Source organism: Yinghuangia soli, assembly GCF_021502675.1.
Lineage (GTDB): Bacteria > Actinomycetota > Actinomycetes > Streptomycetales > Streptomycetaceae > Yinghuangia > Yinghuangia soli.
In genome coordinates this window covers 220,645-233,621 of the sequence record NZ_JAKFHA010000008.1, presented here as the reverse complement: position 1 = coordinate 233,621, position 12,977 = coordinate 220,645, and the positions used below count along the sequence as shown (strand labels likewise).

Genomic DNA, 12,977 nt, shown 5'->3' with positions numbered 1-12,977 from the left:
CGAAGCGCCGTTATGTTGACGAAGGGCCCCAGATGTTGCGCGCAGGCAGCACCCGGGGCCCGGCCGGTTCAGGGCCCGAATCGCGCGAGGCGATCCAGGCCCTGGCGGGTATCGCCGGCTGCTCCGCGGGCGCGGTTCGGGCGCAGCGCCCGCGGGGTCGGGGCGGGGGGTGTGCGGGCCGGTTCGTCGAGGCCCCGATCGGCCCAGGACCTGGTTTGGCCAGGTCGCGTTCCCCCGGTCGCGTTCCCCCAGGTCGCGCCGCAGCCGGTCTTGATCCGCCCGGATCCGGGCTGCCCCTGGTCCTGGCTCCCAGGGCCTTACTGCGCCCGGGTCCCGGCTCCCAGCCCCCGCAGACCCCGCTTCACCCCGGTCCTGATTCACCCCGGTCCTGATTCACCCCGGTCCTGATTCGCCCAAGTCCTGATTCGCCCAAGTCCTGATTCGCCCAAGTCCTGATTCGCCCAAGCCCCAGTTTCCCGCGCCTTGCTTCGTCTACAGCCCGGCGCACTGGCCGGCCCGGGGGCCGCGGACCGTGTTGGGCTTGCTCGCGTTCGTCGGCGCCGGCTCATTGGCGACGCAGGCCAGCGGGCCGCCGATGGTGTTGCCGGAGACCTCCACGCCGCCGCGGTTGGCGGTGAGGCTCACCGGGCCCGAAATGGCGTCGGCCGTGCAGCCGGTGCCGCCGATTCGGACCAGGCCGCTGGTCGCGGTCACCGCCACCGGACCGCGTACGTCGGTGCCGCACACCTGGACGGTGGTGGCCATCGCCGCCGAGATAGGCCCGTTCACGGTGCTGCCCTTGACGACCAGGCCCGCGCCGGGGCGTACCACGATGGGGCCGCGCACCTGAGCGCGGTCGATGCACGTCGTCCCGGACGCAGCGATCAGTGGACCGTTGTGGGTGCCGGTGACGGTGTTGGTGCACACGGGCGGGGTGCCGACGGCGGCCTTGAAGTCGAGCGCGTACGCGAGCTTGCCGGGCTTGGCCTCGGCAATCGGCTTGGAGAGCTTGGCGAACTCGCCGCCGGTGGGCTTCTTCCCGGCGTTCCACTGGTCGAGCTTGCCCAGCTCGGCCGCGGTACGCCCGTACGCCACCGGGCTGTTCGGGTCGAGCGCGACCATCGCGCGCGAGGCCTGCTCGACCAGGGCCAGGTAGGCCGCCGGGTCGTTCAGGTCGTGCTCGTTCACGTCGACGCGGCCGCGCAGCCACGAGCCCCAGGAGAACTCGAGGAACTCGGCGGCGTCGTCGGGCGTCGCGTAGCCGATGTCGCGGGTGAAGTAGACGAGACTGCGGTACGGGTCGTCGTGGAAGTTGGCCAGCCCGAGCCGGGCCGGGAGCTGGTCGGCGGTGATCGGCTGGTCGTTCTCGTCCCGCAGCCACACCTTGCCCTCGGCCTGCATGCGCGCCCAGAACTCGGCCTTCGACAGGTGGCTGAAGTTGTCCGTGATCCGCACCCGGACGCGCGTGTCGGCGCCGCCGTCCGCGGTCTCCAGGAACGACGTGAAGGTGTGGTGGCCGTCGGTCAGGTAGAGCTTGCCGCCGGGACCGACCACCGCGGTCTTCATGGCCGCCACCGAAGCCGCGGTCTCCTGCCCGCGCGGCAGGTCGCAGGTGAACGTCGACGCGTCGTCGAGCCGCGCGTCCGGCTGCGCCGAGGCCGCCTCGCCCTGGCCGCTCGCCTCGCACCAGTCGTCGAAGCGCTTGTTGGCGTCGCCGTTGGCGGCGTCCTTGCCGGAGCGGTAGCGGCCGAGCTTGTAGTAGACCTCGTCGTAGCCGACCACGGGCTGCGTGGGGTGGAGGGCGTCCAGCGTGACATCAAGCAGCGTTCCTGGCTGCGCCGACGCTGCCGCTGCCGCGTCCTGAGCGCCGGCCGGGGCCGCCTGGGCCTCACTCGTACCGGCCACTGCTCCGGCGACGGCCAGCACACCCGCGAGTGCGCTCGCCGCGGTACGACCCGCCACTGCTCTGCCGCCAGACCCCATTGCCATTCCTCCCGGATCGCCCGTTCCCGATCACCGGAACAGAGCGCCCGGCGACCGCGACGGACGATCGCAGCCCCAGGGGACGGCGACACGGCATCCACATGAACAACCGGCACCCGCCGGTCGACGATCTCGCCGTGCCGCCGCGCTGCATCCCGGAAGAGCGAACAGCGCGGCAGCCGGCAAAGTCAGCGGAGCCAGAGAGGAGTAAGGAGTAAGGAATCAGCGATCCTGCGGAGGCCTGGCCATACCCGTCAGCTGGTGGATGTCATGCCGAGCCCGCAGCTCGCCGATCGCCTTGGGGTCGGGCGGACCGCCCGCGGCGAGCAGGTCGGCCATCTCCTGGAGGTAGACCTCGTGGCCGGACGGGGAGACGAGGAACATCATCTTGGCCATCTCGGTGCCCGGGTTGTAGAAGGCGTGCGGGCATCCCTTGGGCACGTACATCACGCTGCCGGGGCCGCCGCGGTAAACGCGGCCGCCGGTCTTCGACTCCCAGGTACGCCAGTCGCCGATCGTGCGGTCCACCGGCTCGAACGCGAGCAGTTCGAGCTCGCCTTCGATGACGTAGAAGACCTCTTCGGCGTTGTGGTGCAGATGCGCGCCGACGTCGAAGCCGGGAGGCACTTCGGTCTCGAACATCGACCACACGTCGGAGTGTTCGGCACCGACCTTCATGGTCATGGTCACGGCTTCGATCCGGCGCCCACCGCCGGGCGGCAGCAGTAATCCTTCGGTCATCTTCGATCCCCCATGCGCGGTCGTCCGACGAACACCGCGACAGTACCGAGAAGTTCCCAACGAATCAGGCGCCTGATTGAAAAGTCACGGGACCAGGTGGGAGCCCACAGTCATCACCAACTGACTTTCCACGACTCGCCGTCCGGCGCATCGAACCACACCCGCTGCTCACCCTCGCCCACGGCCAACCCGAACCGCCCAGGCTCCGGCCGCCCGCGATCGAGCCACCACCGCGCGGCACCGACGTAGTCCCGAATCAGCCCCGCATCCCCTTCGACCGACGTGCGATGCCCCTCTCCGAACCCGATCGACGCATGCACGCCATCCCGCCGCAACCACAACACACGCTCGCCTTCCCCGCCCCCGGTCAGCCGGCATGTCGTTCTCGGGAGCTGCAACCCCACGACAAACCCGCCGTACGCCTCGACCGAAGCCTCGATCTCCTCCGCGCGCAGCGGGAGTTCAACTTCGACCGTGTCATCGCCGTCCGGCCAGTCACCCCACTCCCCGATCCGCTGCGAACGCGCTTTCATGAACCCGACCTCGTCCCCGAACCGCCCGACCCCCACGCCGTTTTTCGTCCGCAGCGCAAGGATCCGGTCCCGCTCGCCACTGAGGCTGGTCCCCCACGGGAGCATGATCACCCCGTCCGGACATTGGCGAAGCCAGGCAGCAGGAATGCGGCGGATACCGCAGGTCACATGCACCCGGTCGTACGGAGCCCCGGCACCCCAGCCGAGCAACCCATCCCCGCGCACCACATCGACGTCCACACCCGCATCCCGCAGCCGCCCCCGCGCCAACTCCGCCAGTCCGGCGTCGACTTCCACGCTCACCACGCACCCACCATCCCCGACCCGGTCCTTGAGCAGCGCGGCGGTGTACCCGGTCCCCGTGCCGATCTCCAGGACGCTGTGCCCCTCGCGAATGTCCGTCGCGTCCAGCATCTGCTCGACCAGCGAAGGCAACGAGGCCGAGCACGTGGGCAGTCCTTCGGTGTCCTCGGTCTCCCCGTCATCCCACTGCGTGACGAGAACACAGTCAGCATCCGCAGCGTCCTGCCAGGCAGCCGGCTCCACCTGCCGATCAAGCCGGACGTACCCGACCGCAGTCGAACGCCACACGACGTCGGGCAGGAAGGGCGTCCGGTCCCTCCCCAACATCTCCCGCACCAAATCGAGTTCGCCCGTCACCCGACGATCCCCGTCCCGTTGCAGCGCCCGCAGGACTTCTTCTCGACCTTGCCGTCCTGGCTGATCTCCTTGAAACCCTTCCCACCGCACAACGTGCAGGGAACAGGCTTCCTACGCTTCGCCATCAAGCCTCCATTGGTATCCATCGACTGCCGCGGTCCGTCGACTGCTCACTTGCGCTCCCCCACGCACAACGGGCACCGGCACGGCGGCCACGCGAACGGAGACGGCAAGGCCGCAATCGGATCCCGCGGGCGGTCGACACGAAGCGGCTCACCGCGCTCACCGCCCACCTCGTAGGTGCGAATCGTCATCCGACTCACCCGCCGCCCCGGCATTCGCCCGTCGCTCATTTCCGGCCTCCTGAGTAACTAATCCGTCACTCAGAGAACACGCCACGGCGTACGGTGGGAACCGTTCGGCGTACAGCAGTGGGATCTGGGGGATGGAGCAACGATGCCTGCGCCAAAGGACCTTGAGCCCGAAGACTCTATGTGGGATCTGTTCGGCGCGTTGCTGCGGTTTCTCCGCCGGCACGACGGCAAGACCCAGACCCAACTGGCGGGCGAAGTGCATTCAACAGGGTCCTTCGTTGGACAGATCGAGACAGCCGAGCGCAGGCCGAGCCTCGACTTCGCCACACAACTGGACCAAGCCACGGGCGGGACAAGGCTGCTGACAGCCACTGCCACGTTGGCGTACAAGCTCACGCCGGACCCGACAGAGTGGTTCGAGAGCTTCGCCGCGACGGAGAGAGCTGCCACGCGGATCCGCACCTTCGAACCGCAGGTGATCCCGGGGTTCCTTCAATGCGAGGAGTACATGCGGAAGCTGCTCAGGTGTGCCCGGGTACCGGGAGCCCGCGCCGACATGTGGGTCGAACGCCGACTCAACCGCCGCCGCCTGCTTCTGGCGTCCGAACCGCCCGAGTACTGGGCCATCGTGGACGAGGCAGCCCTCTTGCGTCTCATGCGAAGTCCTGAGGTGGCGAGGCCTCAGCTCCTCCTCATGCTCGAGATGATCGAGCGAGAGAACGTCATCCTGGAATTGGTACCGATCGAAACCGGGCTGCACCCGTGCATGGACGGCGCGTTCGTGCTGTTCACGGTGCCAGGCAGAGGCGAATGCTCCTACTCTGAGGACATGTCCGAAGGCAGCATGACGACTGACGAACGAACCGTTGCAGAGGTTCAGCGTCGATACGACCTGCTCCGGGCCGATACGTGGTCGCCCGCCCGCACGGAACGGCACCTGAGAGACCTCTTGGAGGGCATGGCATGACCGCACATTCCCGGCTCGCATGGCGAAAGTCGACCTACAGCGGGCAGCAGGGAGGCAACTGCCTCGAGACAGCGTCGTTGTCCCCGGCCATCGGCGTCCGTGACTCCAAGGATGTGGCTCTCGGCTTCCTCACGGTTCCGGCGTCATCGTGGACGTCGCTGACGGCGACCCTGAAGGCGACAGACTGACCGAACGGCGCCGTCCATCCGGGGAGACGAACCATGAGGTACGCGACGTCCGCGCTCGGGACGGGCTGAGTTCCATGCCCGGAGCGCCGGTCCGCATCAAGCGGACCGGCGCCTGACCGACGTGACCACGCGTGGGGAATCCGCTCAGCCCATCGTCAGGCCCTTCAGGAGCAGGAGCACCCCACCGATCAGCGCGAGGCCCATGACCAAGCTCTTGACCCGATCGTCCGTGATCCGCTTCGCCAGAACGGTCCCGACCACCGCACCGCCGACAACTCCGATCCCGGTCAGCGACCACGCGTACCAGGTGAGCCTGGGCACTCCGCGCGCCGTCAAAGACAGACCGTTCGCCACGACGCTGTAGAACTGCACGTTCGGCACGAACTTCGCCGCAGTCCAGCCGGCGTTCGCCGCGTACAACGAGATCGGCGGCCCGCCGGCCCCGGTCGTAGCGTTCATGAATCCGCTCATCGCGCCCGCCGCGATCGCGCCGCCGCGCCCCGACAGAGCCCGCATGCGAGCGCCCGCGATCACCAGCAGAACCGAGACCACGATCACGGCGCCGACGCCGATCGACAACGACCGGGCACTGAGCTCACCGGCGACCCGCGCGCCCACCGGGATCGCCAGCGCCGCTGCGGCGACGAGCGGCAGCATCGAAGACCACATCACCCGACGCCACGTACCTGCGAGCCCGATCGCGCTGATCGCGCATGCTGCGGCATTCGTCAGCAACACGCCCTGCCAAGGCCCCAACAGCAGCACCAGCCCCGGAGCGGCCACCAACGCAAACCCCATGCCCGTCAGCCTCTGCAGAGACGCGCCCCCCAGAGTCACAAGCCCAATCCATATGGCAAGCACGCGCAACCGTCGCAAGCACGCGTGTCACCAGTCAACGAAGCCCCGGAACGCTGCGCGTTTCGGACGGCGAACACACTGCAGTCGAAGACGGTTCCCCCGGTCTTTCGCCGGACGCGCAGACAACCGAGCCAGTGCGGACAGGTGCCGGTTCCGTGTGGCGTCGTCCGCGGCGCGCGGATGGGTATCCGCAATGCGCTGGTGCCGCAGGCGGTTTGCCCGAACGGCGGGCCTTGCGCCAGCCTGAGCGCGATCCGCATCCGACCTCGGGGGAATCGCGCGTGAGCACCGACGAGTTGGTCACCCACGTCGTCGCCGGAACAGCCGTCATCGTGGCTCTCAGCCATCTGCTCAGGGCGGCCGCCCGGAGGTTACGCCAACCCGCGGTGATCGGGCAGATCCTCGCCGGCCTCGCCCTCGGGCCCAGCCTGCTGGGCCGGCTGCCGGGCGGGTACATGGACCGGCTGTTTCCGCGCGAGGTGCTCCCCTACCTCTCCGTGGTCGCCCAAATCGCTTTGGTGCCTTTCCTGTTCGCCGTGGCGTGCGAACTGGACCTGCGGGTGCTGCGGCAGCGGCGAAAGGTCGTCCCGGCCGTGGCGGCGTGCGCCTTCGTCATCCCGATGGCCCTGGGCGGCGGCGCCGCTTTCCTAGTCGCACCGCTCTACACCCCGCCGGGCGGCGCAGCGACCGGCAACACCGGCTTCGTCCTCTTCATGGCCGTCGCCATGGCCGTCACCGCCGTTCCGGTCCTGGCCAGCATCATCCGCGAGCGCGGCGCGGCGACCAGTGTCCCAGGGGTCGTCTCCATGACCTCGGCGGGCATCATCGACGCGCTGGGCTGGATCGTGCTGGCCGCGGCCGTGATCGCGGCGGGCAGTCCAGGCCAGGAGCATCTCTCCCTCCCCGCGACCGTGGCCCTGTTCGCCGCGTACATGACCGCGATGGTGTTCCTCGTACGGCCCGCGCTGCGCCGGTGGCTGTCACGGCCCGAGGCCGTCCCCGGCGGCGACCTCCCCGTCGTCGCGGCCCTCGCCATGGCCTCCGCCTGGGCCACGTCCGCACTCGGACTCCACGTCATCTTCGGCGCCTTCGTCGCGGGGCTGGTCATGCCGCGCGGCGCCGGCGGCGAGCCGGACGCGAGCCTGGTACGCCCGCTCCAGGACAGCGGCACGATCCTGCTGCCGGTCTTTTTCATGGTCAGCGGCCTGTCCGTCGACATCGGCGCGCTGAGCGGGACCGACCTCGCGCTCCTGGGCATCTTCACCGTGGTCGCCACCATCGGCAAGATCGGCGGCGGCTACCTCGGCGCGCGTCTGGGCGGCCTGCCGTCCCGCGACGCGACCGTGGTCGGCGTCATGCTCAACACCCGCGGCCTGACCGAGCTGATCGCGCTCAACATCGGCCTGCAGAGCGGAATCATCGACCAGTCCCTCTACACCGTCCTGGTCATCGTCGCCCTGATCACGACAGTGGCCACCGGCCCGGTCCTCACCCTGCTCCGCTTCCCCACCCCCGCGACCAGCGCGGTGATGCCTGGGCTACCCGCCGCCCTCCCCGCCCGTCCCCTCGCCGCGCCTGGGCCCGCGCCTGCGCCTGCGCCTGCAGCCGGCCCTTCCCGCCCCCGTCCCGACGTCACGACCTAACGCAGCCCCGGACGTGCGGTAGGACTCACGAGGATGGGATCGGTTCCGGGCGCCGGCTGAGTGCCAGGGCCGACGCAGGCTGTACGTCGACAACTGCCGACGGCCGGATCCACGGGGCTGCCGACTCGAAGGCGCTCCGTCCCAGGGCCACCTACCGTTGGTGCGGAGAAGGATGAGGAGTGGTTGGCTACTGGTCGGCGAAGGGACTTGAGTCTCCAGCAGGGGGAGACACAAAGGTGGGGGCATGGACAGCGACACGCTCTACTCGATCGGCGAGCTCGCTCGGCGGACCGGTCTCACGGTCAAGACGATCCGGTTCTACTCCGATCGCGGAATCGTGGCGCCGACGGACCGCAGCCCGGCCGGCTACCGCCTGTACGACATCGACGCCGTCGCACGCCTGGACCTCGTGCGGACCCTGCGCGAACTGGGACTGGACCTTCCCACGATCCGCAAGGTCGTGGACCGCGAGCTCTCGCTTCCCGAGGTAGCCGCGGCGCACGCCGAAGCACTGGCCGTGCAGATCCGCGTCCTGCGCCTGCGGCGCGCGGTGCTGACGGCGGTGGCCGAGCGCGGGTCCACACCTGAGGAGACAGAACTCATGCACCGGCTGACCCAGCTCTCCGAGGACGAACGCCGACGTCTGATCGGCGATTTCCTCGACGCCGTCTTCGACGGTCTCGACGCCGCCCCCGCATTCGCGGGGGTCATGCGCTCGATGACCCCCGAGCTGCCCGACGACCCGGACGCGGAGCAGGTCCAAGCGTGGGTGGAGTTGGCAGAAATGTCCCTGGACCCGGATTTCCGGGCCGCCGTGCGGCGGATGGCCGAGGACCAGGCAGCCGAGCAGACCCGAAGCGACACGATGGGCCCGCGCCGCGACATCGCCGCAGCCGTCCGCGACCAGGTCGGCCCGGCCCTGACCGCCGGCATCGACCCGGCCTCGCGCCAGGCCGATCCGATCGTCGCGGCGTTCACGGCGTACTACGCGCACCTCCTCGACCGCCCCGACGACGTCGAGCTTCGCCGCCGCCTGACCACTCGACTGGAAAGCGTGAACGACCCCCGCAAGGAGCGATACCTCCAACTCCTCGCCGTGGTCAACGGCTGGTCGGCCCCGGAGAGTCTGGCTCCGGTGTTCGACTGGTCCGTCCAGGCCCTGCGTGTCCGGACACCGCAATGACGGTGCGGTCGCAAGCCGCATAGGCCGCGCGGATGCGAGCGGAGACGTGCAGTGTCGGATTCGATGTGGTCGGTATTGGCGGAGGGCGACCGCGAGCAGTGGGAGGCGGAGGCCACAGCGTTGATCAGCGTCGAGCCCCTTGCATTCAGCATGACCCGCGGCCAGGTACATGCCCGAGTAGACGCCCGAACTCACATTCGGGGACGTACGTGCTGCGGTGGCCATGCCGTCGGTGACTGACGACGCAATCTCTGCCACGCTCCAGGAGCGCGGCCCCGACAAGCTGATCTACGTTCCCCAAGAAGGCACGTACAGCTACGCGGAGATCAGGATCCTGCTGCGCCTCCAGGAGGCCGGAGATCTCCTGCTCGCTGGGCCCATGCTCGTCGCCCCCGGACCGGCCTGTCCGTGCGGCGGGTTCAGGGCCCGGCCCCAGGGGCTCCCATCGCCGCGAGCAAGACCTGGAACTGCGCTTGGGCAAAGCCGATTTCGTCGCTGAGGAGCTCGTTCAAGAGCACCGCGCCGTCCGGGGTCCAGCCGGCCTCCGTCGCCCACGCCGCCATCTGCGTCGCGCGGGCGGGCATGCCGTCCACTATCTGGCTATGCGCAGCTTCCCAGGCAGCCAGGTAAGCGGTCGACGGCATGCCGGTCTCGTCCTCGTAGCAGATGTGACTGGGCATCTCGTAGTCCGCTGCAAGCTTCGGGTGAAACCAGGTACGCCAAGAGCCGCCTTCGCGGGACCAGCCGTGGATGAGCCCGGTGTCATCGTCCAGGATGTAGCAGCTCAGGGCCGGCGCCCCGGTCTCCTCGCCGAGTTGCCGGACTGTCTCCGGAGGCGAGCCCGGCAGGGCGTGGCAGACCGACAAGACCTGCCAGCCGTCGCCGAACGATCCCACGTCGCAAAGGCCGATCTCGTGGCCTTCGCGGCATCGGCCGTCGCTCAGCACTGCGATCTCCAGCGCCGGACGATCACTGCGCACCACCACGTACTCGCCCCAGTAACCCATAGCACTGCCTCTCTCATCTGCAATCTCCGAGACCGTAGCGATGCGGACGGACATGAAGAGGCGTACGACAGACTCGGCTGCCCGACGACCCGCGCTTCGGGCAGCGGGCTGATCAGACCCCTCGGCACGGCGGGAAACGGCCTTAACTCGGCGTAGTGGTGCTGCTGGATGCCGCCGGGGACGGCTGCTTCAGGACCTCCACCAGGGCCGAGATGCTCTGGTCTCCGTAGCCTGCCTCGACCGCTCGCTCCAATAGAGCTCGCAGTGGGGCGTGCCAGGACATGTCGACGTTTGCTTCCTTGCCGAACTCGTCGTCCTCGGCCGCGCCGGCCACGAAGAGGTTCACGGACGAGGCTGCTTCGCGGTAATCGCCTCGGTCGATCTCGTCCGCGAAGACCGGCAGCACGGAATTGATCATCTCGAACCACTTCACGGTGAACGGCACCAGCGTGCTCACCTTCAGCCCGCGGGCCTGGACCGCGGCGGCGCCCTGGAAGAAGCCGACTAGCGCCGGCAGCAGCGTGCCGCCGACCGCCATTTCGTACAGCGCCGCAAGGTCCGCGGCGTCGCCGAGATGCACGGTGTCGCCGCCCAGAACGCGGAGAGTCCCCTCGTACTCGTCGAAGACGGTCCTGTCGCCGCCGTAGTACAGCAGCGTGTCCGCTCCCCCGACCGCGGACGGCACGTTCTTGATCGCGCCGCCGAGGAACCGGGCCCCGGAGGCGGTCGCCCAAGCGGCCGTGGCACGTGCGCCCGCCGGGGAGCCGCTGTTCAGCGTAACAAGGGCACGCCCGTCAAGCGCGGCCACGGCCGGCTCCAGTGCGCGGCGGGTGGCCTCGAAGGTGGTCAGGCAGGTGACCACCAGCGGGCTCGCCGAGACCGCGGCCGCCACGGTCTCCGCACCGAACGCCCCCTTGGCCAGCAACGGTTCGGCCTTTCCCGGCGTACGGTTCCACACCGTCGTCGGATGCCCGGCGTCGACGAACGCTTCGGCCAATGCCCTCCCCATCGACCCCAATCCGATGACGGTCACGGGCGTGCGGTTGTCCTCAGTCACGTTGCGCTCCACTGCTCAGTCGGAAGGTTCGGGCGTCGAACGAAACGCCCATGAAGTACGCCCGCACCGAGCGGTGATGTCCGCGGTGCGGCGTGTGTTCCATGCTGGGGTTGCGCATACTTTCCATCAAGTACCTACATTTCTGTCAGGTACCGACACTTTTGTTCGTAGGAGGCCTCGTGGCGAAGAAGACGTACACCTGCGGACTCGACGCCGCCATCGCCGTCATGGGCGGAAAATGGAAGGGCCTGATCCTCTTCGCACTCGGCGAAGGGCCGGTCCGCTTCGGCGAGTTGCGGCGTACGGTCGCAGGCATCAGCGAGCGCATGCTGATCCTTCAACTCCGCGAAATGGAAGCCAACGGCCTCGTGCACCGCGAGGTCTACCAGCAGGTGCCGCCCAAGGTGGAGTACTCGCTGACCGACTTCGGCCGATCCCTCAACACCGCGCTCGCGCCCCTCGGTGAATGGGGCGAGGAGCACCTGGAACGCATCGAGGCGCTCACGCTCGCCTGAGCCCGCCGCCTGCCGGAGGGGGTGACGGCGGCGCGCGTACCGCGGCGGCGTCGACGATGACACCTGCCTCGTCGACGCCGCCGGTCAGCACGTCAAGACGTCAGGACGTCAGGACTCAGGACGTCAGGCGACGGCGCGATCGGCCCCGGACACCGCCGCCAACTCCCTTCATCCACGCCCTACTTGCGAACGCGGAAGCGCATCATCGTCACCGCACCCGACGTGACCGTACTGAAAGGCTCCAGGTCGACCCTGCCGAGGCCCGAGGGCGTGATGCGGACGCCGTCGCCGAGCAGCACCGGCACGACGTACACCAGCATCTCGTCCACGAGCCCGGCCTGGAGACACTGGGCGGCGATGTCCGCACCGAGGATCTCCAGGTTCTTGCCGCCCGCGGCCTTGCGGGCCGTGGCGACGGCCTCCTCGATGCCGCAGGTGAGGAACGTGACGTTCGGGTCCGGCTCGGCAGGCGGTCTGTGCGTCAGGACGAACTGCGGTCCGCCCTCGTACGAGGTCTCCTCGGCGGACATGCCCTTGGCGACGTCGTACGTACCCCGCCCGACAAGCATGGCTCCCGTGGCTTCCATGACCTCCGGGAACATGGCGTCCGACAGGTGCTCGAACATCCAGTCCATCGTGTGGCCGGGGCCGGCGATGAAGCCGTCCAACGACATCGCCCTGTTCACGACCACTTTCCCGGCGCTGGTGCCGGATTCGGTCTCGGCTCCGGTGTTTGCATCACCCATGCGTCTTCTCCAAGGATTCGGCAGGCTGGAGATTCGAGCCTAGTCCGGCCCACCGACGCCAGCGGGGAGGCGCGGAGCGCCGTCGACGGCGTCGACGGGGCGAAGCAGGAGACGCGCCACCCGGACGGTCACTCCCAGGTCTCGTGCAGGTGCCTCCACCACAGCCCATGCGGCGCGTAGGGCGCGTGCGGCGCATCGACCAGGACCACCGTCGAGCGGCGTACCTCCGCACCCGCCGACTCGCCGTTCTCGTGCATTTCGCGATAGACGGCGACGTGTACGCCACCGCCGGAAGCCACGACTTCGACGTCCGAGATGCGCAGCCGCAACGCCGGGGCGGTGCCGTACGCCCTCCTCACTGCCTCCAACACGGCGTCCAGAAAAAGGCGTTCGCCGTTCGGCGCAATCAAGTCGAATGCCGGGTCGTGCACATCCGCGAAGGCGGCAAAGGCGTGGGACGAGGCCTCGATTGCCGCCGGCGTCCCGGCGTCCGGCCGAGCAACGGCACCAGTCAGCCACTCTTCGATCACCAGGTGGTGCCGCCGTATCTCGGCAGCCACCCGTGACTGCGCCTGCCCTCCG

At 68.9% G+C, this 12,977-nt stretch carries 14 protein-coding genes; 5 read left to right on the top strand and 9 right to left on the bottom strand.

The features are described 5' to 3' along the window. Positions 1-492: 492 nt before the first annotated feature. The 4 genes from LZ495_RS16920 to LZ495_RS44045 all read right to left on the bottom strand — a co-directional run bounded on the left by LZ495_RS16920 (position 493) and on the right by LZ495_RS44045 (position 4,042). Positions 493-1,983 (bottom strand): ParB/Srx family N-terminal domain-containing protein, encoded by a 1,491-nt coding sequence (locus LZ495_RS16920; RefSeq protein WP_235053052.1) that lies wholly within the window; start codon positions 1,981-1,983, stop codon positions 493-495. A 222-nt stretch (positions 1,984-2,205) separates the two neighbouring features. Further along, positions 2,206-2,724, bottom strand: coding sequence for a cupin domain-containing protein (locus tag LZ495_RS16915; protein ID WP_235053051.1), 519 nt, complete (start codon positions 2,722-2,724; stop codon positions 2,206-2,208). Positions 2,725-2,837: 113 nt separating this feature from the next. Next, a complete protein-coding gene (locus LZ495_RS16910) occupies positions 2,838-3,917 on the bottom strand; it encodes a methyltransferase domain-containing protein (protein WP_235053050.1) in 1,080 nt (359 codons plus the stop codon). Further along, positions 3,914-4,042: a hypothetical protein gene (locus tag LZ495_RS44045; protein WP_268822909.1), complete on the bottom strand. Its 129-nt coding sequence runs from the start codon at positions 4,040-4,042 to the stop codon at positions 3,914-3,916. Before LZ495_RS44045 ends, LZ495_RS16910 begins: the two co-directional genes overlap by 4 nt. 331 nt (positions 4,043-4,373) lie before the next feature. On the opposite strand from LZ495_RS44045, the gene LZ495_RS16905 reads away from it, so the two are divergent. Further along, complete coding sequence (locus tag LZ495_RS16905) at positions 4,374-5,198, top strand: helix-turn-helix domain-containing protein (RefSeq protein WP_235053049.1); 825 nt, start codon at positions 4,374-4,376, stop codon at positions 5,196-5,198. Continuing rightward, a complete protein-coding gene (locus tag LZ495_RS16900) occupies positions 5,195-5,386 on the top strand; it encodes a DUF397 domain-containing protein (RefSeq protein WP_235053048.1) in 192 nt (63 codons plus the stop codon). Before LZ495_RS16905 ends, LZ495_RS16900 begins: the two co-directional genes overlap by 4 nt. Before the next feature lie 144 nt (positions 5,387-5,530). Here LZ495_RS16900 and LZ495_RS16895 read toward each other — a convergent pair whose 3' ends face one another. Beyond that, complete coding sequence (locus LZ495_RS16895; RefSeq protein WP_308268245.1) at positions 5,531-6,223, bottom strand: TSUP family transporter; 693 nt, start codon at positions 6,221-6,223, stop codon at positions 5,531-5,533. Positions 6,224-6,525: 302 nt separating this feature from the next. Here LZ495_RS16895 and LZ495_RS16890 point away from each other — a divergent pair, with 302 nt between their 5' ends. Together LZ495_RS16890 and LZ495_RS16885 are read left to right on the top strand one after the other, a co-directional pair. Next, positions 6,526-7,887 (top strand): cation:proton antiporter domain-containing protein, encoded by a 1,362-nt coding sequence (locus LZ495_RS16890; RefSeq protein ID WP_235053046.1) that lies wholly within the window; start codon positions 6,526-6,528, stop codon positions 7,885-7,887. Positions 7,888-8,131: 244 nt separating this feature from the next. Next, positions 8,132-9,070 (top strand): MerR family transcriptional regulator, encoded by a 939-nt coding sequence (locus LZ495_RS16885; protein ID WP_235053045.1) that lies wholly within the window; start codon positions 8,132-8,134, stop codon positions 9,068-9,070. 419 nt (positions 9,071-9,489) lie between these two features. On the opposite strand, the gene LZ495_RS16880 is transcribed toward LZ495_RS16885, so the two are convergent. Together LZ495_RS16880 and LZ495_RS16875 are read right to left on the bottom strand one after the other, a co-directional pair. After that, on the bottom strand, positions 9,490-10,077 hold the full coding sequence (locus LZ495_RS16880; protein ID WP_235053044.1) for a hypothetical protein: 588 nt from the start codon (positions 10,075-10,077) through the stop codon (positions 9,490-9,492). Positions 10,078-10,219: 142 nt separating this feature from the next. Then, positions 10,220-11,134 carry an NAD(P)-dependent oxidoreductase gene (locus tag LZ495_RS16875; protein ID WP_235053043.1) on the bottom strand — a complete coding sequence of 305 codons (915 nt, stop codon included), beginning with the start codon at positions 11,132-11,134 and terminating at the stop codon, positions 10,220-10,222. Between the two features lie 179 nt (positions 11,135-11,313). Here LZ495_RS16875 and LZ495_RS16870 point away from each other — a divergent pair, with 179 nt between their 5' ends. Continuing rightward, positions 11,314-11,649 carry a winged helix-turn-helix transcriptional regulator gene (locus LZ495_RS16870; RefSeq protein WP_308268242.1) on the top strand — a complete coding sequence of 112 codons (336 nt, stop codon included), beginning with the start codon at positions 11,314-11,316 and terminating at the stop codon, positions 11,647-11,649. Between the two features lie 179 nt (positions 11,650-11,828). Here the strand turns inward: LZ495_RS16870 and LZ495_RS16865 are convergent, their stop codons facing one another. Both LZ495_RS16865 and LZ495_RS16860 read right to left on the bottom strand, forming a co-directional pair. Continuing rightward, positions 11,829-12,395, bottom strand: coding sequence for a dihydrofolate reductase family protein (locus LZ495_RS16865; RefSeq protein WP_235053042.1), 567 nt, complete (start codon positions 12,393-12,395; stop codon positions 11,829-11,831). Between the two features lie 128 nt (positions 12,396-12,523). After that, entirely contained in the window at positions 12,524-12,925 is a 402-nt protein-coding gene (locus tag LZ495_RS16860; RefSeq protein WP_235053041.1) for a DUF4440 domain-containing protein, read from the bottom strand. Positions 12,926-12,977 lie beyond the last annotated feature (52 nt).

Excerpts from the sequence above, each read along its gene's own strand:
- LZ495_RS16920 (WP_235053052.1), bottom strand. The coding sequence starts at position 1,983 with ATGGGGTCTGGCGGCAGAGCAGTGGCGGGTCGTACCGCGGCGAGCGCA.
- LZ495_RS16915 (WP_235053051.1), bottom strand. The coding sequence starts at position 2,724 with ATGACCGAAGGATTACTGCTGCCGCCCGGCGGTGGGCGCCGGATCGAA.
- LZ495_RS44045 (WP_268822909.1), bottom strand. The coding sequence starts at position 4,042 with ATGGCGAAGCGTAGGAAGCCTGTTCCCTGCACGTTGTGCGGTGGGAAG.
- LZ495_RS16905 (WP_235053049.1), top strand. The coding sequence starts at position 4,374 with ATGCCTGCGCCAAAGGACCTTGAGCCCGAAGACTCTATGTGGGATCTG.
- LZ495_RS16900 (WP_235053048.1), top strand. The coding sequence starts at position 5,195 with ATGACCGCACATTCCCGGCTCGCATGGCGAAAGTCGACCTACAGCGGG.
- LZ495_RS16885 (WP_235053045.1), top strand. The coding sequence starts at position 8,132 with ATGGACAGCGACACGCTCTACTCGATCGGCGAGCTCGCTCGGCGGACC.
- LZ495_RS16880 (WP_235053044.1), bottom strand. The coding sequence starts at position 10,077 with ATGGGTTACTGGGGCGAGTACGTGGTGGTGCGCAGTGATCGTCCGGCG.
- LZ495_RS16865 (WP_235053042.1), bottom strand. The coding sequence starts at position 12,395 with ATGGGTGATGCAAACACCGGAGCCGAGACCGAATCCGGCACCAGCGCC.